At 70.1% G+C, this 20,488-nt stretch carries 16 protein-coding genes and 1 pseudogene; 16 read left to right on the forward strand and 1 reads right to left on the reverse strand.

The window, feature by feature from the left end:
• Positions 1 to 114: 114 nt before the first annotated feature.
• The 7 genes from HUT12_RS31620 (at position 115) to HUT12_RS31650 (ending at position 10,045) form a co-directional block, all read left to right on the forward strand.
• Positions 115 to 2,193 carry a carboxypeptidase-like regulatory domain-containing protein gene (locus HUT12_RS31620; RefSeq protein WP_176095561.1) on the forward strand — a complete coding sequence of 693 codons (2,079 nt, stop codon included), beginning with the start codon at positions 115 to 117 and terminating at the stop codon, positions 2,191 to 2,193.
• Positions 2,194 to 2,410: 217 nt separating this feature from the next.
• Positions 2,411 to 2,812: a hypothetical protein gene (locus HUT12_RS31625; protein ID WP_176096059.1), complete on the forward strand. Its 402-nt coding sequence runs from the start codon at positions 2,411 to 2,413 to the stop codon at positions 2,810 to 2,812.
• Entirely contained in the window at positions 2,813 to 4,453 is a 1,641-nt protein-coding gene (locus tag HUT12_RS31630; RefSeq protein ID WP_176095562.1) for a cation acetate symporter, read from the forward strand.
• Positions 4,454 to 4,623: 170 nt separating this feature from the next.
• Positions 4,624 to 5,985 (forward strand): IS4 family transposase, encoded by a 1,362-nt coding sequence (locus HUT12_RS31635; protein ID WP_176092250.1) that lies wholly within the window; start codon positions 4,624 to 4,626, stop codon positions 5,983 to 5,985.
• 131 nt (positions 5,986 to 6,116) lie between these two features.
• The gene (locus HUT12_RS31640) at positions 6,117 to 7,478 is read left to right on the forward strand and encodes an IS4 family transposase (RefSeq protein ID WP_176092250.1); all 1,362 of its coding nucleotides are present in this window, start codon (positions 6,117 to 6,119) and stop codon (positions 7,476 to 7,478) included.
• A gap of 129 nt (positions 7,479 to 7,607) precedes the next feature.
• A complete protein-coding gene (locus HUT12_RS31645; RefSeq protein ID WP_131055826.1) occupies positions 7,608 to 8,372 on the forward strand; it encodes an ABC transporter ATP-binding protein in 765 nt (254 codons plus the stop codon).
• Positions 8,357 to 10,045: an ABC transporter permease gene (locus HUT12_RS31650; RefSeq protein ID WP_176095563.1), complete on the forward strand. Its 1,689-nt coding sequence runs from the start codon at positions 8,357 to 8,359 to the stop codon at positions 10,043 to 10,045. The genes HUT12_RS31645 and HUT12_RS31650 overlap by 16 nt, the downstream gene beginning before the upstream one ends.
• Here the strand turns inward: HUT12_RS31650 and HUT12_RS31655 are convergent.
• Entirely contained in the window at positions 10,029 to 10,949 is a 921-nt protein-coding gene (locus HUT12_RS31655) for an endonuclease domain-containing protein (protein WP_176095564.1), read from the reverse strand. The two genes, HUT12_RS31650 and HUT12_RS31655, sit on opposite strands and share 17 nt — an antisense overlap.
• 380 nt (positions 10,950 to 11,329) lie before the next feature.
• On the opposite strand from HUT12_RS31655, the gene HUT12_RS31660 reads away from it, so the two are divergent.
• The 9 genes and pseudogenes from HUT12_RS31660 to HUT12_RS31700 all read left to right on the forward strand — a co-directional run bounded on the left by HUT12_RS31660 (position 11,330) and on the right by HUT12_RS31700 (position 20,451).
• The gene (locus HUT12_RS31660; RefSeq protein ID WP_176096060.1) at positions 11,330 to 12,097 is read left to right on the forward strand and encodes a flavin reductase family protein; all 768 of its coding nucleotides are present in this window, start codon (positions 11,330 to 11,332) and stop codon (positions 12,095 to 12,097) included.
• A gap of 194 nt (positions 12,098 to 12,291) precedes the next feature.
• Positions 12,292 to 12,664, forward strand: a pseudogene (locus HUT12_RS31665) (DUF485 domain-containing protein); the annotation flags it as partial.
• Positions 12,651 to 14,318, forward strand: a complete 1,668-nt coding sequence (locus HUT12_RS31670) for a cation acetate symporter (protein ID WP_176096061.1) — start codon at positions 12,651 to 12,653, stop codon at positions 14,316 to 14,318. The pseudogene HUT12_RS31665 and the gene HUT12_RS31670, both read left to right, overlap by 14 nt.
• 118 nt (positions 14,319 to 14,436) lie before the next feature.
• Entirely contained in the window at positions 14,437 to 15,411 is a 975-nt protein-coding gene (locus tag HUT12_RS31675) for an NAD-dependent epimerase/dehydratase family protein (RefSeq protein WP_131055746.1), read from the forward strand.
• A gap of 68 nt (positions 15,412 to 15,479) precedes the next feature.
• On the forward strand, positions 15,480 to 16,700 hold the full coding sequence (locus tag HUT12_RS31680; RefSeq protein ID WP_176095565.1) for an LCP family protein: 1,221 nt from the start codon (positions 15,480 to 15,482) through the stop codon (positions 16,698 to 16,700).
• A 235-nt stretch (positions 16,701 to 16,935) separates the two neighbouring features.
• Positions 16,936 to 18,129 carry an LCP family protein gene (locus HUT12_RS31685; protein ID WP_176095566.1) on the forward strand — a complete coding sequence of 398 codons (1,194 nt, stop codon included), beginning with the start codon at positions 16,936 to 16,938 and terminating at the stop codon, positions 18,127 to 18,129.
• 193 nt (positions 18,130 to 18,322) lie between these two features.
• Positions 18,323 to 19,270: an LCP family protein gene (locus HUT12_RS31690; RefSeq protein ID WP_176096062.1), complete on the forward strand. Its 948-nt coding sequence runs from the start codon at positions 18,323 to 18,325 to the stop codon at positions 19,268 to 19,270.
• A 48-nt stretch (positions 19,271 to 19,318) separates the two neighbouring features.
• Positions 19,319 to 19,654, forward strand: a complete 336-nt coding sequence (locus HUT12_RS31695; RefSeq protein ID WP_131055383.1) for a rhodanese-like domain-containing protein — start codon at positions 19,319 to 19,321, stop codon at positions 19,652 to 19,654.
• A gap of 5 nt (positions 19,655 to 19,659) precedes the next feature.
• On the forward strand, positions 19,660 to 20,451 hold the full coding sequence (locus tag HUT12_RS31700) for a glycerophosphodiester phosphodiesterase family protein (protein ID WP_131055385.1): 792 nt from the start codon (positions 19,660 to 19,662) through the stop codon (positions 20,449 to 20,451).
• The last annotated feature ends 37 nt before the right edge of the window (positions 20,452 to 20,488 follow it).

The following is a 20,488-nucleotide window of genomic DNA, read 5'->3' on the forward strand; positions in this document are numbered from 1 at the left end:
CACGCGAGAATCGTCGCTGCTCTATCCTCCTGCTGCCGGTCCGGTACGGGGCGCGGGACCGGCGCGGGCGCAGTGCCTGCACGGGCCGCCCCGCACCCTCACGTTTGGACGCAGATGCAGCTAACCCTCATCCGCCGTGCCGTGCTGGCCGGCATCGCCGTGGTGGCCGTCGTGGCACCCGGTGCCACCCCCGCGTGGGCGGCCGACACCGGCACGATCAGCGGTCGACTCACGACCAGTGCCGGCGCCGCCGCACCGGACGTTCCGGTGGTGGTCTACCGGACCGGCGGGTTCACCACCATCGCCGAAACCCGGACCGACGCCGACGGCACCTACACTCTCGCCTCGCTGCGGCCCGGCTCCTACACCGTCGGTTACCTTCCCCCCAACCGGCCGGAGCAGTACCACCGACAGAAGTTCCGGTCCTGGGAGGCGGATCCGGTCGTGGTGACCGCAGACGCCACCACCACCGTCGACGAGCAGTTGGTGGCCACCGGCACGGTCACCGGCCGCATCGTGGACGCCGCTGGTGAGCCTCGGTCCGGGTTACGGGTCGAGGCCCGCCCGATCGGCTCCCCCAACTGGGCCAACACGGTCACCGACTCCGACGGGCGGTACGCGATGGCCGTGCTCGCCGGCGACTACCGGGTGAGTTTCCAGCCGATCGAGGGCTCCAGGCAGGCCCAGTACGTACCGGGCAAGCTCGGCCTGCGCAGCGCGGGTGTCTTCGCGGTCACCGCCGACGCGGTGGTCGTGGCCGACGACACGGTGCTGCCGGTGGGCAACCTGTCGGGCCGGTTCACCACCGCCGCCGGGGCACCGTTGACGGAGGCTCAGGTCGACCTCTACACGCCGGACGGAGAGAACGCCGGCTGGACCGACACGGACGCCGACGGGGCCTTCGACCTGGAGGTGCTCGCCGGCGCCTACCGGGTCGGGGTGTTCAAGGACGACCGCCAGCAGTACTACCGCGGGAAGCTCGTCCCCGAGCAGGCCGACCTGGTCACCGTGCGGGGCGGGGAGCGGACCAGCATCACCGACGCCCTGCTCGGCACCGGGACCCTGCGGGTCCGGGCGGTCGACTCGGTGACCGGTGCGCCGATCGCCCGCTTCTGCGCGATGGATGCGTGCAGCAACGGCACCGGTTCGGTGATCATCCCCGACATCCCCGAGGGGCGGCACGACGTCTACCTCTACACGCCGGACGGCCGGTACCTCCCACGCAACCGCAGCGGTGTGCTGATCCGCGCCGACCAGACCACCGAGGTGACCGTCGCGCTGAGTCCGGGCGCGACGATCAGCACCACGGTGGTCGACCGGCAGACCGGAGCACCCCTTGCCGGCGTCTGTCTGGAGGCGTTCGCGAACAAGCGGGCGCTGCTGCTGGACAGCTACCCGAAGTGCAGCGACCACGACGGTCGGGTGGACATCGGACCGCTGCGGGCTGGCGAGCACAAGCTCTTCGCCGTGCCGCAGAACCAGACGTACGGCCGGCAGTGGGTCGGGCCGGACGGCGGCACCGGCGACGAGCGGGAGGCCGCCACGGTCACCACCAACCTGGGCCAGGTGTCCACCGGCCCGGTGGTCCGACTCGACCGTGCGGGCCGGGTGAGTGGTCGGGTGACGGACGTGCAGACCGGCGCGGGTCTGGCGGACGTCCACGTATCGGTACTCACCGGCCACCCCGGCGTCGGCGCGGAGGACGTCCGCACCGACGATCAGGGCGGCTACACGCTGACCCGACTCGGCCCGTACGCGTGGCCCGTGGTGTTCGGCGGGGATTCGCACGCCGCCGTCTGGTCCGGTGGCGCGTCCAGCCGCTTCAAGGCCACTCCGGTGCTGGTCACCGCTGACGCCACGGCGACCCTGGACGCGACGCTCAGCCCCGGCACGCAGTTCACCGGCACGATCAAGGACGGCACGGGTAGGCCGTTCCAGTCCGGCTTGGTGATGGCGCACAGCGTCGACACCGGCGACATCGCGGGCAGCGGCTTGGTCTCCGGCGGGCAGTTCGACCTCCGACTGACCGGACGCCAGCGGGTCTTCCTCAGCTACGAGGTCTCGCTGGACGGGGTGGACATGCACTCGGGCCGGTACCGGGTCGCCGACTCCGACGGCGTCGTTCGGCTGGTCCGTTTCACGGTGCCCGCGACCGGGTCGACGAGCGTCGACGTGGTCATCCCGACGAGCTGAACCTGAGGTGGCGGGCGGACGGCGACGCACGACGCCGTCCCCCGTCCACCGGGTTATCCACAGGCTGCACGGGTTGTCCACAGGTTGTGCACAGCCCTCTTGACATTCCCGTCCGGCGGACGAGACTGCCGGGGTGGCCGCTGCCGACGATCCCGTCCCGGCGCCCGGGGCGGCGGCAGGGCCCGGGGCGCAGCCCCGCCACGCCGACCCCGGACCGGTGCCGCCGCAGGGCGGGCGGCCGACACCCGAGGCGCCCACCCGCACCCGGGTGGTGCTGGCCGAGGTGTCGCAGCGGCAGCGCCCCGCCGCCGGTACGCACACCGAGCTCACCCAGCAGACCCGGGTCGGTGAGGCCCTCGTCCGTGGACTGGTCCGCGCCCAGTTGGCGCTGGCGTTGCAACTGTCGGCGGTGGTGCTGGTCGGGCTGGGCGGCCTGCCCCTGTTGTTCGCCATCGCGCCGTCGGTCGGGCGGATGACCGTGCTCGGCGTCAACCTGCCGTGGCTGGTGCTCGGCGCGCTCTCCTTCCCGTTCCTGGTCGCGGTCGGCTGGACGTACGTGCGGCTGGCCGAACGCAACGAGCAGGACTTCACCGACCTGGTCCAGCGGCCGGAGCGCTGAGTGGGCAACGACCTCGTCGTACCCGCGATCGTGGCGGTCACCCTGATCACGCTGGGGATCGGGTTCTACGGGCTGCGGCTGGCCCGCACCACCTCCGACTTCCTGGTCGCCTCACGGGTGGTCAGCCCGACCTGGAACGCCGCCGCGATCGGCGGGGAGTACCTCTCGGCGGCGAGCTTCCTCGGCGTGGCCGGGCTGGTCCTCAAGTACGGCGTCGACGTGCTCTGGTATCCGGTCGGCTTCGCCGCCGGCTACCTGGCCCTGCTGCTCTTCGTGGCGGCACCGTTGCGCCGCTCCGGGGCGTTCACCCTGCCCGACTTCTGCGAGATGCGGCTCGGTTCCCGCCGGTTGCGGACGCTCGCCACCATCTTCGTGATCTTCATCGGGTGGCTCTACCTGGTCCCGCAGTTGCAGGGCGCCGGGCTGACGCTGGCCACGCTGGCCGGTTCGCCGTACCCGGTGGGTGCCCTGGTGGTGGCCGCGGTGGTGACCGCCAACGTGGCGCTCGGCGGGATGCGCGCGGTCACCTTCGTGCAGGCGTTCCAGTACTGGCTCAAGCTGACCGCGCTCGCCGTACCCGCGATCTTCCTCGCCCTCCAGTGGCAGTCCGACGGACGTCCCCCGGTGACGCCGCCCGACGGGCCGACGTTCCGGACCGCGACCACCGTCGTGGTCGAGCACCGCGCGGTGCTCACGCTGCCCGACGGTGAGACCCGGGAGGTACGCCCCGGCGACGAGTTGACCTTCGCAGCGGGTGAGCCGGTGCCGGAAGTCTCCGGAGTGGCGACCGGATCGGCCGAATGGCTGCTGCCCAGCACCGCGGCCGACGACGACCGGGGGCTGTTCGCCACGTACTCGCTGATCCTGGCGACCTTCCTGGGCACCATGGGGTTACCGCACGTCCTCGTCCGCTTCTACACCAACCCGGACGGGGCCGCCGCCCGCCGGACCACGCTGGTGGTGCTGGCGCTGGTCGGGGTCTTCTACCTGCTACCCACGATCTACGGCGTGTTGGGTCGGATCTACACCCCGCAACTGCTGGTCAGCGGGCAGACCGACGCGGTGGTGGTGCTGCTGCCCGAAGCGGCGCTCGGCGCCGGGACCACCGGCCGGCTGATGGCCGCCCTGGTCGCCGCCGGTGCGTTCGCGGCCTTCCTCTCCACCTCGTCCGGCCTGCTCACCAGCGTCGCCGGAGTGATCTCCACGGACGTGCTCGGCCGTGGCTCGGTACGCGGCTTCCGGCTGGCCACGGTGATCGCGGGCGGAATCCCGACAGTGCTCGCGTTGAACGTCTCCGGGCTGGACGTCTCGCAGGTGGTCGGGCTGGCGTTCGCCGTCGCCGCGTCCAGCTTCTGCCCACTGCTGGTACTCGGCATCTGGTGGCGCGGGCTCACCGACGCGGGCGCGGCGGCCGGCATCCTGGTCGGCGGCGGCGCGGCGATCACGGCGGTGCTGGTCACCGTGCTCGGCCCACCGCTGTCCGGCTGGCCCGCCACCCTGACCGCCCAGCCCGCCGCCTGGACGGTGCCGCTGGCCTTCACCGTGATGGTCGCCGTCTCGCTCGCCACCCGCCGCCGCGCCCCGACCGACATCGCCCGCACCATGCTGCGCCTGCACGCCCCCGACGCCCTCCGGCGGTAAGGAAGGGCCCCCTGCTAACGCCTGCGGTATAGGAGGGGTCCCCTGCTAACGTCAATGCCGCTCAGTTAGGGCGGTGTGGTGGATGTCAAGCGGGGTGTAGACGTGGACGGCGGGGTCTCGGTATAGAGGTTTGTCACTCCAAGACAGCCTCTGGACCGGGAGCCCCGCCGTTGGAACAGTCTGCCATCACGTCCACGATCAGGGTGGCTGCGGGGCGGTTCGCGCCGGGCCATCTGGGTGAGTTGACGCAGCAGGTGCCGTTCGAGATGGTCGATGCCGTTCTGGCTGAGGCCGGTGGTGTGCAGTCGCGGGTGCGGGATCTGCCGTCGCGGGTGGTGGTGTATCTGCTGCTCGCGGCGGGGCTGTTCGCTGAGGTCGGTTACCGGCAGGTGTGGGCTCGGTTGGTCGCTGGGCTGGACGGGTTGACGGTGGCGCTGCCGACGTCTTCGGCGTTGTCGCAGGCTCGCCGTCGGGTCGGGGACAAGCCGCTGGTGGCGTTGTTCCGGTTGCTGTCGGGTCCGCCGGCGGGGGCCGCCCGGTGGCGGGGTCTGCTGGTGTGCGCGATCGACGGCACCAGCATGTTCGTGCCCGATACGGCGGCTAACCTGACGGTCTATCCGCGTCAGGCGGGCAGCCACGGTGGGTCGGGGTATCCGATGCTGCGGCTGGTCGCCGTCGTGGCGTGCGGCACCCGCGCTGTCATCGACGCGGTGTTCACCCCCATCAGCACTGGCGAACTCACGTGTGCGGGGCGTCTGTTGGGCTGCCTGCGCCCAGGCATGCTGCTGCTGGCCGACCGTGGGTTCGCCGCCCGTCAGATGATCGAACAGTTCGCCAGCACCGGCGCTGACCTGCTCATCCGCGACAAGGACGACCGGCGGCTGCCCGTCATCCGCCGCCATCGCGACGGGTCCTGGCTGTCTGTCATCGGCACGATGACGGTCCGGGTCGTTGACGCCGAGATCGTCGTGAGCATGAACGGTAAACGCCACGTCGGCCGGTACCGGCTGATCACCACCCTCACCGACCAGCGCCGCTTCCCGGCCATGGACCTGGTCACCCTCTACCACCACCGCTGGGAGATCGAGACGACATATCTGGAGTTGAAGTCCACCCTGCGGGGCGGACGGGTCCTACGAGCCCGAACCCCGAACGGGATCAGTCAAGAGGTCCACGCCCTGCTCACCACCTACCAAGCGGTCCGGCTGGCAATGGCTGACGCCACCGCCAGCCGGCCCACGACCAACCCCGACCGGGCCAGCTTCACCATCGCCGTCCACGCCGCCCGAGACCAGATCACCCAAGCCGCTGGTGTCATCGCCGGCACCGTCATCGACCTCGTCGGCACCATCGGCCGCGCAATCCTGGCCGACCTGCTACCCCCACGCCGCACCCGAATCAGCCCCCGCGTGGTCAAACGCGCGATCTCCAAACACCGCGCCAAAGGCACCATCGACCGCACCAACTACCACGCCACCATCAACATCAACATCCTCGAAACAGCAGCATTGACAACCCGCCCACCGCCCTAACTGAGCGGCATTGCAATGCCGCTCAGTTAGGGCGGTGTGGTGGATGTCAAGCGGGGTGTAGACGTGGACGGCGGGGTCTCGGTATAGAGGTTTGTCACTCCAAGACAGCCTCTGGACCGGGAGCCCCGCCGTTGGAACAGTCTGCCATCACGTCCACGATCAGGGTGGCTGCGGGGCGGTTCGCGCCGGGCCATCTGGGTGAGTTGACGCAGCAGGTGCCGTTCGAGATGGTCGATGCCGTTCTGGCTGAGGCCGGTGGTGTGCAGTCGCGGGTGCGGGATCTGCCGTCGCGGGTGGTGGTGTATCTGCTGCTCGCGGCGGGGCTGTTCGCTGAGGTCGGTTACCGGCAGGTGTGGGCTCGGTTGGTCGCTGGGCTGGACGGGTTGACGGTGGCGCTGCCGACGTCTTCGGCGTTGTCGCAGGCTCGCCGTCGGGTCGGGGACAAGCCGCTGGTGGCGTTGTTCCGGTTGCTGTCGGGTCCGCCGGCGGGGGCCGCCCGGTGGCGGGGTCTGCTGGTGTGCGCGATCGACGGCACCAGCATGTTCGTGCCCGATACGGCGGCTAACCTGACGGTCTATCCGCGTCAGGCGGGCAGCCACGGTGGGTCGGGGTATCCGATGCTGCGGCTGGTCGCCGTCGTGGCGTGCGGCACCCGCGCTGTCATCGACGCGGTGTTCACCCCCATCAGCACTGGCGAACTCACGTGTGCGGGGCGTCTGTTGGGCTGCCTGCGCCCAGGCATGCTGCTGCTGGCCGACCGTGGGTTCGCCGCCCGTCAGATGATCGAACAGTTCGCCAGCACCGGCGCTGACCTGCTCATCCGCGACAAGGACGACCGGCGGCTGCCCGTCATCCGCCGCCATCGCGACGGGTCCTGGCTGTCTGTCATCGGCACGATGACGGTCCGGGTCGTTGACGCCGAGATCGTCGTGAGCATGAACGGTAAACGCCACGTCGGCCGGTACCGGCTGATCACCACCCTCACCGACCAGCGCCGCTTCCCGGCCATGGACCTGGTCACCCTCTACCACCACCGCTGGGAGATCGAGACGACATATCTGGAGTTGAAGTCCACCCTGCGGGGCGGACGGGTCCTACGAGCCCGAACCCCGAACGGGATCAGTCAAGAGGTCCACGCCCTGCTCACCACCTACCAAGCGGTCCGGCTGGCAATGGCTGACGCCACCGCCAGCCGGCCCACGACCAACCCCGACCGGGCCAGCTTCACCATCGCCGTCCACGCCGCCCGAGACCAGATCACCCAAGCCGCTGGTGTCATCGCCGGCACCGTCATCGACCTCGTCGGCACCATCGGCCGCGCAATCCTGGCCGACCTGCTACCCCCACGCCGCACCCGAATCAGCCCCCGCGTGGTCAAACGCGCGATCTCCAAACACCGCGCCAAAGGCACCATCGACCGCACCAACTACCACGCCACCATCAACATCAACATCCTCGAAACAGCAGCATTGACAACCCGCCCACCGCCCTAACTGAGCGGCATTGCTGCTAACGTCCGTCGGCGTGCAGGGGCGGCTGGCGCGACGTCCGACTCGGGGATGAGCCGCGAATCGTCCTCCGGAGGGTCGGTGCACTGGTCAGGACCGGATACGGTCGGGATCATGACTGGTGAGCACCCGGCGCTGGCGCTGCGCGGCCTGGCGAAGAGGTTCGACAGCAAGGTCGCGGTGGCCGGCGTGGATCTGGACGTACCCGCCGGCTCGTTCTACGGCCTGCTCGGCCCGAACGGCGCGGGCAAGACCACTACGCTGTCGATGGCGGTCGGGCTGCTGCGGCCCGACGCGGGTGGCGCCCAGGTCCTCGGGCACGACGTGTGGGCCGACCCGGTCACCGCGAAACGGCTGCTCGGCGTGATGCCGGACGGCGTACGCCTCTTCGACCGCCTCAGCGGGTCCGAGCTGTTGGCTTACCACGGCCTGCTGCGCGGCATGGACCCGGCGGTGGTCGACCAGCGTGCCGGGGAACTACTCGACGTGCTCGCCCTCGCCGACGCCGGCCGCACCCTGGTGGTGGACTACTCGGCGGGTATGAAGAAGAAGATCGGCCTGGCCTGCGCGCTGCTGCACGGGCCGCGACTGCTGGTGCTGGATGAGCCGTTCGAGGCGGTCGATCCGGTCTCGGCCGCGTTGATCCGCGACATCCTCCAGCGGTACGTCACCGGCGGCGGCACGGTGGTCTTCTCCAGTCACGTGATGGAGGTCGTGCAGCGGCTCTGCACGCATGTGGCGATCCTCGCCGAGGGCACCATCAAGCGGGTCGGCACGCTGGAGCAGGTACGCGGCGAGCGCTCGCTGGAGGAGGTCTTCGTCGAGGTGGTCGGCGGGCGTACCGCAACCGGTGAGGAGCTGGCGTGGCTGTCTCAGTGACCACCCCGGCGAAGCCGGTACGGGCCGTCTCGGCCCGGCACTTCGTCCGGCTCAAGCTGCGGGTGATGGCCAACAACTTCCGTGGTCAGGGCTGGCGGGTCGCACTGTTCCTGATCGGGTCGCTGTTCGGGCTCTGGATCGCGGTGGGCGCCTTCTTCGGCCTGGCCGCCCCCGGGCTGGCGGGCAACGACACGTACGCGCTGCTGATCGCCGCGCTCGCCGGCAGCCTCACCGTGCTCGGCTGGATGCTGCTGCCGCTGGTCTTCTTCGGCGTCGACGAGACGCTCGACCCGGCCCGCTTCGCGCTGCTGCCGTTACCCCGCCGCACCCTGGTCAAGGGGCTGTTCGCGGCGGCGCTGGTGAGCGTACCGGCGATCGCCGCCCTGGTGGCGTTCTCCGGCCTGGTGGTCACCGCCGGTGTCTTCGGTGGCTGGTCCGCCGCCGTGGTGGCCGCGATCGGCGTCGTCCTGGGGCTACTCGTCTGCGTCGCCGGTGCACGGGCGGTGACCAGCGCGTTCGCCACCATGCTCCGCTCCCGGCGGGTCCGTGACCTGGCCGCCGTCCTGCTGGCGGTGCTGGCCGCGATGCTGGGGCCGCTGCAGATCGCGGGCGTGGCCGCACTCGGCGAGGTCAACTGGGACCGGTTCGTCCCGGTGGCGACCGTGCTGGGCTGGACCCCGCTGGGCGCACCCTTCACGGCCGGCATCGACCTGGCCCAGGGCCGGGTCTGGGCCGCCCCGCTGAAGCTGGCGATCGCCGTGCTCACCATCCTCGCGCTGTTGGCGTGGTGGTCGCGGTCGCTGGAGTCGGCGATGGTGGGTGCGGCGAGCACCGGGTCGACCCGTGTTCAGGCCGGACCCACCGGTGGCGCGGTCGCCCAACTGTTTCCCCGTGCGGCCGGCTGGCTGCGCCGGGACCAGTTCGGCGCGCTGGTCGCCCGGGAGGCCAGGTACTGGTGGCGGGACGCCCGGAGGCGGGCCAACCTGATCACCGTCGCGGTGGTCGGTCTCTTCGTGCCGGTCATGGTCAACTTCGGCGCGCAGGGCTTCGCCTTCGACAGTGATCAGGGCTTCAGCGTCGGCGACTCGTCACCGGTGCTGGTCAGCGTCTCCATGCTCTTCGTCGGGCTGCTCGCCGCCGTCACCCTGGCCAACCAGTTCGGCTTCGACGGCAGCGCGTACGCCGCGAACGTGGTGGCCGGCGTACCCGGTCGACAGGAACTACTCGCCCGGATGGCCGCCTTCTCGCTCTACGTCCTGCCGATGCTGGCCGTGGTCGCGGTGGTGATCGCGCTGGTCCTCGGCGAGCCGGCGTGGATCGGGTTCATGGCCGGCGCACTGGTCGCGACGTACGGTGTCGGGCTGGCGGTCAACTCGTTCATCTCGGTGCTCGGCGCGTACTCGCTGCCGGAGACGAGCAACCCGTTCGCCATGAACAGTGGTGCCGGCGTGGCCAAGAGTCTGCTGACGCTGCTGTCGATGGTCGTCACCGCCGTGCTCGGCATACCGATGGTGGTGGCCGCCGCGCTGCTCGGCGACACCTGGCTCTGGCTCGGTCTGCCGCTCGGCGCGGTGTACGGCGTCGGTGCGGCACTGCTCGGCGCGTACCTGGCCGGCGACACGCTGGACCGCCGCCAGCCCGAACTGTTGGCCACGGTCACCCCGCGCCGCTGAACGACGGCGGGACGGCACCCCGGGCGCGAAGCGCAGCCTGGACCTCGGCGACGAAGCCCTCGAAATCCGCACGGAGGCGCTTCGCGGTGAGGTGCAGGATGATCCAGCCCCCGGTGACCAGCCGGTTGAGCCGCCTGCGGTCCGAGTGGAACCGCTCCGGCTCGGCGTGCCAGAGACCGTCGTACTCCACCGCGACCCGATAGTCCGGCCAGGCGAGATCGAGACGAGCGACGAAACGGCCCCGATCCGACACGACCCATTGGGTACGGGGCCGGGGCAGCCCGGCCAGCACCAGCCGTACCCGGGTCCGGGATTCCTGGGGCGACTCGGCACCGGCGTCAGCGAGATCGACTGCTCGGAGCATCGCCCGCCAGCCACGACGCCCCGCCCGCGCGAGGGCGTACCCGCGAAGCGTGGACGCGTCGGCGAGTCGGCGCGCCAACAACACGTCGATGACCACCACCGCCTCCACCAGGTCGAGCCAGAGCGCCAGGTCCCAGCAGGTACGTTCGGGGGACGTGACCGGCGTCCCCGCGCGATCGAGGATGTCACCCGGGTCGATGGGCCCGCGACGGATGCGCAGACCAGCGATGACACCGACGCGTACGCCGCGCGGCACGACGACGTCCACCGGCTCATCGGCGGCGACCTCGGCGCACCCGTAGAGTGCCGCAGCGGATCGGCCGGCGATCGCCCCGGCCGACGGGATCAGCCACCGACCGACAGCAGTGCACCTGATCCGGTGGGTCACCGGCAGTTGGGCGTCCGCGTACACGTCTCGGAAGAGTGAGCGCCAGGCGGAACTGCGGAGGTCGTTGCGGGTGAGCAGGCCACTGGTGACCGCGTGAGACCCACGGAAGATGCGCCCCCGCAACTGCGGAGGCCGACGAGGCGATCTGGACATGCCACCGACGATGGCAGTCACCACGCCCCGCGCGCCGCCCCTGTGGATAACCCGGCTTTCTGCGCCCGTGCCGCCGCCTGTCGGCAGCCCCACACGCCCACAGGCGCCCCCGCACGACGACGGGCGGCGCGCATTCACGGGCGGCGCGCATTCACGGGCGGCGCGCATGATCACGCTCGATGCAGGATCGAGTGGTTAACGAGCGACGACGAGACCACTCGATCCTAGATCGAGCGTGATCTTCGGAGAGGGTCGCACCCTCGCGCAGAGCCGGCGGGCGGACGGAGACCGCTGGTGATCCGGGCATCCGCCGCGCCGGAAGGATCAACCCGGCACGGACGGTCGGATCGACCGTGAGCCGCGTCGTCCCGCACGTGCCGATGCGACCGCTCTGGCGGTGTCGATCCTGTGGAGCGCACTGGCCCTGTCAGCCCGCCCGCCTGTCGCTGCTGGTCGAGTACCGCGAGGACCGGACCGCACTCCTGGTGTATCTCGGGCTCCTGATGACGGAGGCCCACGCCCAGCTCAGCCAACTCGACGGGCGACTCGACCCGGCCAGCCTGCACGAACGGTTCCTGACCTGGGCACGGGCCCGCGAACCCGCTGGGCGGGTCACAATGTTTCACGTGAATCATCAGCCGGGTGCCCAGATCCACCACACCGACCCGTTCGCCGTGCCGGCGAGCGACCGTTCGCCGGCACGGCGGCTGCGAGGTCGGCTCGCCGCGCCGGTGACGCTCTGGACGGCACCCGGACCGGCCGGGCTGACCGTATCCTCCACGCTGGTGGCCGAGGGCGAGCCGGACCGTCTGCTCGGCCTGATCGACGCCGAGTCCGACCTGTGGGCGGCGGTGGAGGAGGCCGGGCGATTCGCGGTCGCGCCGCTCGGCCCGCCGCACCGGCAGCTCGCCGACCGGTTCGCCGGGCTGTTCCCGTCGCCTGGTGGCCTCTTCGCCACCGGCACCTGGACCGAGACGCCCTACGGCCCGGTGCCCGCCGACGCCGGCGGGTGGGCGGGGTGCCGGCTCGACAGCGCCCGGGAGTACGGCTGGAGCCTGCTCGTCGAGGCGACCGTCGAGCAGGTGAAGCTCGGCGACGACATCGCGCCGTTGCTGCATCATCGGGGTCGCTACCGCGAACTGGGCTGACCGCGGGGCCGGCAGCGGACGAACCTGGACGGATCTCACCTACCGCTCAACGGAGTGAGCCGAGTCACTCGGCGCAGCCATCCTGCCACTCGGCGCAACCGTCGACCGACACCGATATCAGCCTTCTCCGGCGGGGAGTCCGCTTCTTACCGTGCGCGGGACTCCTGACGTCTGTGAAGGTGGTGATCCACACAATGTCCACGGACACACCCGCGACCGCGCCGACCGATTCGACGCCCGAGCGGTACCTCGCGGTCCAACGGTCGGACGAGTTCGCCGGGCTGCGCCGCGCGCTGCGCGGATTCGTCTTCCCGATGACCATCGCGTTCTTCCTGTGGTACGCGCTCTACGTGATCCTCTCGGCGTACGCCCGAGACTTCATGGGCACGCGACTGTTCGGCAGCAACATCAACGTGGCGCTGGTCTTCGGCCTGCTCCAGTTCGTCACCACCTTCCTCATCGCCTGGCTCTACAGCCGGTACGCCGACCGGAAGATCGATCCGGTGGCCGACAGGATCCGTGACGAGTTGACCGGCGGTGAGTCGTGACCACGATGATCCTCGCGGTCGAGGCGGGCAACACCACGGCCCGGAACCTGACCATCGTGCTCTTCCTGACCTTCGTCGCCGCCACCCTGGGCATCACGATCTGGGCCAGCCGACAGACCAAGACCGCCACGGACTTCTACGCGGGCGGCCGGTCGTTCTCGGGCTTCCAGAACGGCATGGCGATCGGCGGCGACTACATGTCCGCCGCGTCCTTCCTGGGCATCGCCGGCATCATCGCCCTCTACGGCTACGACGGCTTCCTCTATTCGATCGGCTTCCTGGTGGCCTGGCTGGTGGCCCTGCTGCTGGTCGCGGAACTGCTGCGGAACTCCGGCCGGTACACGATGGCCGACGTACTCGCCTTCCGGATGCGGCAGCGTCCGGTGCGTACCGCGGCGGCGGTCTCCACCATCACCGTGTCGATCTTCTATCTGCTGGCCCAGATGGTCGGCGCGGGCGCACTGGTGGCACTGCTGCTCGGCATCCGCCCCGGCACCACGTTCCTGGGCATGGACGCCAGCACCGCCAAGGTGGCGACCATCATCCTGGTCGGCGCTCTCATGATCATCTACGTCACCGTGGGCGGCATGAAGGGCACCACGTACGTGCAGATCGTCAAGGCGTTCCTGCTGATGGGCGGCGCGCTGCTGATGACCCTGCTGGTGCTGGCGAAGTACAAGTTCAACCTGTCCTCGCTGCTGGGTGACGCGGCGGCGAGTTCCGGCCAGGGCACCGCGTTCCTCGAACCTGGGCTGCGGTACGGCGTCGAAGTGGCCGGCAACGCGACACAGACCTTCTACAACAAGGTCGACCTGCTCTCCCTCGGTATCGCCCTGGTGCTCGGCACCGCCGGTCTGCCGCACATCCTGATCCGCTTCTACACCGTGCCGACGGCGAAGGCGGCCCGCAAGAGCGTGCTCTGGGCGATCGGCATCATCGGCTCGTTCTACCTGCTCACCCTGGCCCTCGGCTTCGGTGCGGCGGCGATGGTCGGTGGTGCGGCCATCCGGGAACAGGACGCGGCCGGCAACACCGCCGCGCCACAGCTCGCCGAGGTGCTCGGAATCGAGTTCTTCGGCGGCGACCTGGGCGGCGCGGCGATGCTGGCGGTCATCGCGGCGGTCGCTTTCGCCACCATCCTCGCGGTGGTCGCCGGGTTGACCCTGGCCTCGTCGTCCAGCCTGGCGCACGACTTCTACGCCAACGTCATCAAGCGCGGCAACACGTCGGAGCGCCAGGAGGTACGCGTCGCCCGGATCTCCGCCCTGGTGATCGGCGCGATCGCCATCGCTCTGTCGATCTTCGCGCAGAACCTGAACGTGGCGTTCCTGGTGGCACTGGCCTTCGCGGTCGCCGCCTCCGGCAACCTGCCGGCGATCCTCTACAGCCTGTTCTGGAAGCGCTTCAACACCTCGGGCGCGGTGTGGGCGATCTACGGCGGTCTGCTGGCGGCCGTACTGCTGGTGTTCTTCTCGCCGGTGGTCTCCGGAGCACCGACGGCGATGTTCCCGGACCACGACTGGCAGTGGTTCCCCCTGTCCAACCCGGGCATCCTGTCCATCCCGTTCGGCTTCCTCTGCGGGTGGATCGGCACCCTCCTCTCCAAGGAGAGCGACGAGGACAAGTACGCCGAACTGGAGGTGCGTTCGCTGACCGGCGCCGGCGCGCACTGACGACCCATCGGCGGGCACCGAGCGTCTATCGGCACGCCGGTGCCCGCCGAGTTGTTAGTAGGGGTCCCCTGTAGGACGCGAGGCGTTAGCAGGGGACCCCTCCTTTAGTCTGGTCGGCGTGAAGGTTGAGCAGCGTTTTGGTCCCGGTCACCGCGTCCTGGTCACCGGCGGTGCCGGTTTCGTCCCGTCGCACCTGGTGGATTCCCTGATCGGTCGCGGTTGCACGGTGGTCGCACTGGACAACTTCGTCACCGGGTCGAAGGAGAACGTCGCCCATCTGCTCGACGCGCCCTCCTTCACGCTGGTGGAGGCGGACGTCTCCGACGGGCTGCCGGACCATCCCGCGCTGGCCGAACGGTTCGACGCGATCCTGCACATGGCGTCCCCGGCGAGCCCGACGGACTTCGAGAAGCTGCCGGTGGAGATCCTGCGGGTGGGTTCGGTCGCCACCCTGCACCTGCTGGAGCGCGCCGCCACCGACGGTGCCCGGTTCCTGCTGGCCTCGACCTCCGAGGCGTACGGCGACCCGAAGGAGCACCCGCAGCGGGAGACGTACTGGGGCAACGTCAACCCGATCGGCATCCGCAGCGTGTACGACGAGGCGAAGCGCTTCTCTGAGGCCGCGACGATGGCGTACCGGCGCAGCCGGGGCGTGGACACCGCGATCGTGCGGATCTTCAACACGTACGGCCCGAGGATGCGGCCGGACGACGGGCGGGCCATCCCGACCTTCGTCTCCCAGGCGCTGCGCGGCGAGGCGATCACCGTGCACGGCACCGGCAACCAGACCCGCTCGATCTGTTACGTGGCGGATCTCGTCCGGGGCATCCTGCTGCTGCTCGACTCGACCGAGAGCGGTCCGGTCAACTGCGGCACCGAGCACGAGATGAGCATGCGGCAGCTGGCCGAGACGATCGTGTCACTCTGCGAGAGCAAGTCCGAGGTGACCTACGTCACGCGCAGTGCCGACGATCCGGAGATGCGCCGTCCCGATCTAACCCTCGCCCGTGAGGTGCTCGGCTACGAGCCCTCCGTCGCGCCCGAGGTGGGCCTGCGACGCACGATCGAGTACTTCCGCGAGCGGATCGGGTAGCACCGGCACCGGCACCGGTCGGGTTTCACGACGGGCGACAGTGGCGGGGCCTGCGTACCCTGAGTTACATGTCAGCCACCAACTCCGCCGCACTGCCGGCCCTCCACCTGCACCGCGGCGCCGGGCGCGCGGCGGTTCCGGCCGGTTCGGGCCGGGGCGGACGCGCTGCCCGAGCGAACGAGACGAGCCGGTTCTCGGCGTACGACGAGGCACCCGGTGGACCGGGTGGACCGCGAGGTCCGGTGGGGCCGGGCGGACCCGGTGGTCCACCGCCGCCGCGTGGCCGCCGCCCCCGGTGGGGACGGATCGCCCTGCTGACCGGTGTCGTGGTGCTGGTGCTGGCGCTGCTCGGTGGCGTCGGCGCCTGGTTCTACGCCCGCAGCCTGGACAACAACCTGGCCCGCACCGATCCGTTCTCCGAGATCACCGGCGGTCGGCCGGCGAAGGCGGTGGACGGCGCGCTCAACATCCTGATGGTGGGCACCGACTCGCGGGATCCGGATGCGCCGATGGACCAGGCCGGCGAGTGGCGCGCCGACACGATCATCGTCATGCACATCCCCGCCGACCACCAGCAGGCCTACCTCGTCTCCATCCCCCGGGACCTGTACGTACCCATTCCGGAGAGCGCCGGCTCCGACTGCGACTCCGGCCAGCGGCGCAAGATCAATGCGGCGTTCGCATTCGGTGGCCTGCCGCTGGCGGTACGCACCGTCGAGTGCTTCACCGACGTGCACATCGACCACGTCATGGCGATCGACTTCGGGGGCTTCAAGCAGGTCACCGACGCGCTCGGCGGCGTCGAGCTGGAGGTCGAACGGAGCATCACCTCGATCCACAAGCCGTACCGGAAGTTCACCAAGGGCACCAACCAGATGAACGGCACCGAGGCGCTGGACTGGATCCGGCAGCGCAAGCAGTTCCCGGACGGCGACTTCGCCCGGATGCGTCACCAGCAGGAGTTCCTGCGGGCGCTGATGGACAAGGCGGCGAGCAGCGGCACGCTGACCAACCCGAAGAAGCTCAACGCGTTCCTCCGGTCGGTCACCGACGCGGTCACCGTCGACCAGGGCTTCTCGCTGACCGACATGGCGGTGCAGTTCCGCAATCTGCGGGGCGAGAACCTCACGTTCGTCACCAGCCCGCACCTGGGTAGCCAGAACATCAACGGCGAATCGGTGGTCGTCTCCGACCGGGAGAACGCCCTGGCCATGTACCGCGCGATGTCCGGCGACACGATGGCCGACTGGCTCAAGGCGAACAAGGAGTCGCGAGCCGGTAACGGCTGATCACACCACCGGCCGACAGTCGGACTCTCTGCTCACCCTGCGTGAACGGAAAGTCCGACTTCTGCTGTGAAATCACTGGGAGCCAATAGTCGATCGTGCATTTCATTCTGCCCGTTCGTCCATTTCCCCAGGATGACGTGGCGGAGAACGGTAACTGAGCGTCAGACGAACTCGCCACGACGGGATTGCGTCCGTAAAGTGTTCCCGCCCCCCACATTCACGAGCTGGAGCACGCATGCCGGTTCAGAGCCCCTCCTTGCTCGATCCGCCTGGCGCATCGAACCCCTCACCCTCCTCGGCCGGCAAGAAGAAGTCCGGCAAGGGCGGTAAGAAGGGACGCACCCGGCGGAAGGACCCTCTCTGGGCCCGGATCACCCTGGTCTTCGGCGCCGTGCTGATGATGACCAGTGGCCTCGCCATCGTCGGCAGCAAGGCCGTGATCGGCCAGGCCACCGGCAGCATCTCGCAGCGCAACCTGCTCGGCGAGGCGGGTAAGACGGTCGACGAGGGCGGCAACAACCTGGAAGGCCCGATCGACATGCTGCTGCTGGGCGTGGACGCCCGGGAGCGGTGGGCCGCCGACGACGTACGCGCGGACAGCATCATCGTGTTGCACATCCCGGCCACGCACGACCAGGCGTACCTGATCTCGATCCCCCGGGACACCGAGGCCCGCATTCCGGCCTTCCCGGAGACCGACTTCCCGGGCGGCGTCGACAAGATCAATGCGGCGTTCCAGGCCGGCGCCCGCAACGGCGGCGGCTGGGAGGGCGGCGCCCAGTTGATGGCGCAGACCATCAAGGGCATGACCGGCGTCGGCTTCGACGGTGCGGCGATCATCAACTTCGGCGGATTCAAGAACGTCATCGACGCCCTCGGCTCGGTGCGGATCTGCCCGAAGCAGGAGGTCAAGTCGGCCCACATGTCGTACGTCGACGGCAAGGTGATGTGGAACGCGGACGCCAAGAAGACCGGCAAGCAGCGGACCCCGGTGGTGCACAAGAAGGGCTGCCAGGAGATGGAGGGCTGGGCCGCGCTGGACTTCTCCCGGCAGCGGTACGGCCTGGCCAACAGCGACTACGACCGGCAGCAGAACCAGCAGCAGCTGATCAAGGCGATGGCGAAGAAGGCCAGCCAGAACGGCACGCTGACCAACCCGCTCAAGCTCAACGAGCTGATCAAGGCGGCCGGTAAGGCGTTCATCCTGGACACCGGCGGCGTGTCGGTGGAGGACTTCGTCTTCACCATGCGCGGGGTCACCGGCAACGAGCTGATCATGCTGAAGACCAACGGCGGCACCTTCAACGGCACGGACAGCGGCCGGGAGGCGCTCAGCGAGCAGACGCTGGACATGTTCCACGCGGTCAAGCAGGACAAGCTGGCCGAGTTCGTGTTCTACAACCCCGAGGTGATCTCCAGCCGGAAGTGACCGGCAGGCGTATCCGCAAACCGCCGTCACGCCACCCTCACCGTCCGTAGCCTGACATGAAGAAGATTCATGTCAGGTGGACGGGGAGGACGTCACGGCCAGGAGGGCACGCGACGGCGGACGACGGGCAACGGGCGGAGGCCCCGGGCGCCCGCGCTGGCCACGCGTACTGCTGGGGATCGGGCTGGCGGTGGTGCTGCTGGCCACGGTCGCCGTGGTCGGCCTCCGGGTGCTCGCCGACCGGTACGAACGCACGATCACCCGGGCCGAACTGCTCGACCCGACCGCCCGCACCGATCGCACCGATCGCACCGACCGCCACGGTCCGCTCAACTACCTGCTCGTCGGCTCCGACCGCCGCCCCGGCGACACCGGCCCGGAGCAACGCACCGACGCCATCCTGATGGTCCACGTGCCAGCCGGACTGCGCGAGGGCTACCTGGTCTCCGTGCCTCGTGACCTGCTGGTCGACATCCCGCCCGCAGCCGGCTATCCCGGCGGCGAGGACAAGGTCAACGCCGCGTACGAGTACGGCGGCGGCGGCGAGGCCGGTGCCCGACTGCTCTCGGCCACCCTGTCCCGGCTCACCGGCATCCGCTTCGACGGCGCCGCCCTGGTCGACTTCGCCGGTCTGCGCAGCGTCATCGACCTGCTGGGCGGGGTGACCATGTGCGTACGCACCGAAGTGCGCTCGATCCACACCGACCGGGTCTTCTCGCCCGGCTGCCAGCGGATGGACGGCGCCCAGGCGCTGGACTACGTCCGTCAGCGTTACGACCTGCCCGGCGGCGACTACGACCGGCAGACCCACCAGCAGCAACTGCTCGGGGCGATGCTGCAACGGGCGGGGGAGACCCGGCTCCGCGAGAACCCGGTCCAGTTGCACCGGCTCGTCCAGGCCGTCGGCGGCTCGCTGACCGTGGACACCAACGGCGTACCCGTGGAGGACCTGTTGCTGGCGCTGCGCGGCCTCTCCACCGACGCGCTGCGCGGCGTGCAGGTGCCGTCCTATCCGCAGACCATCGACCAGGTCTCCTACGTCGTGCTCGACAACGGCGGGGAGGGACTGTTCGAGGCGGTCCGGGGCACCCGGATGCCGCAGTGGGCGGGCGCCCATCCGCACTGGGTGACCCGGCTCTGACCCGCCGGTCGACGCGATCACCCCGACGGCCCTCTAGGCTTGGTAGCCGTGTTCGGATCCCACGTACCCACGATGACGGTGCCCGAGATCGACGACGAGACCTACCTGCTCGATGTCCGGGAGGACGACGAGTGGGAGGCGGGTCACGCACCGACCGCCCACCACCTGCCGATGATGGAACTGCCGGCGCGCATCGCCGAGGTGCCCAACGACCGGGACGTCGCGGTCATCTGCCGCTCCGGCGGACGGTCCGCCCAGGTCGTCGCCTACCTGATGCACAACGGCTGGGACCAGGTACGCAACGTCGAGGGCGGAATGGGCGACTGGGAGGCGGCCGGACGACCGGTCGTCGACTCGGACGGCCAACCGGGCCGGGTCCTGTAACGGCCGTGCACACCCCGCTCGTCTTCGCGCACCGTGGCGCGTCGTACGACCTACCGGAACACACTCTCGCCGCCTACCTGCGCGCGCTCGACGAGGGCGCCGACGGGCTGGAGTGCGACGTCCGGCTGACCCGTGACGGGCACCTCGTCTGCGTGCACGACCGCCGACTGAACCGCACCAGCAACGGTCGCGGGCTGGTCAGCGCGAGTACCCTCGCCGAGCTGGAGGAGCTGGACTTCGGCTCCTGGCACCCCGGCTGCGTGCCGGCCGACGGGGACGAGGTGCTCGACGACTCGCGTACCCGGCTACTCACGCTCGAACGGCTGCTGGAGGCGGTCCTCGCCGCCGGACGGCCGGTGCGGCTGCTGGTGGAGACCAAGCACCCGTCGCGCTACGGCGGCGACGTGGAGCGCCGGCTGGTCGCCCTGCTGCGCCGGTACGGCCTGACCGACCCGGGCCCCGACGACCCGGTCCGCGTGACCGTGATGTCCTTCTCCCCGCTTGCCGTACGCCGGATGCGGACGCTGGCTCCGGCGCTGCCGACCGTACTGCTGCTGGAGGTGCTGCCCCGCTGGCTGCGCCTGGGGCGGCTGCCGTTCGGCGTCGGCATCGCCGGCCCCGGGATCGGCCTGGTCCGGGCACGTCCGGCGCTGGTGCCGTCGTTGCGGGCCGCCGGCAACCAGGTGTACGTCTGGACCGTCAACGAGCCGACGGACCTTGATCTCGTGCTGGCCGCCGAGGTGGACGGCGTGATCACCGACCGCCCGGCACAGACGTTGGCCCGGTTGAGGGGATAACCCACCGTCGGGGGTGCCGGAGAACGCGAGCGGAGGT

Origin of the sequence: Verrucosispora sp. NA02020, assembly GCF_013364215.1 — a bacterium.
Taxonomy (GTDB): Bacteria; Actinomycetota; Actinomycetes; order Mycobacteriales; family Micromonosporaceae; genus Micromonospora.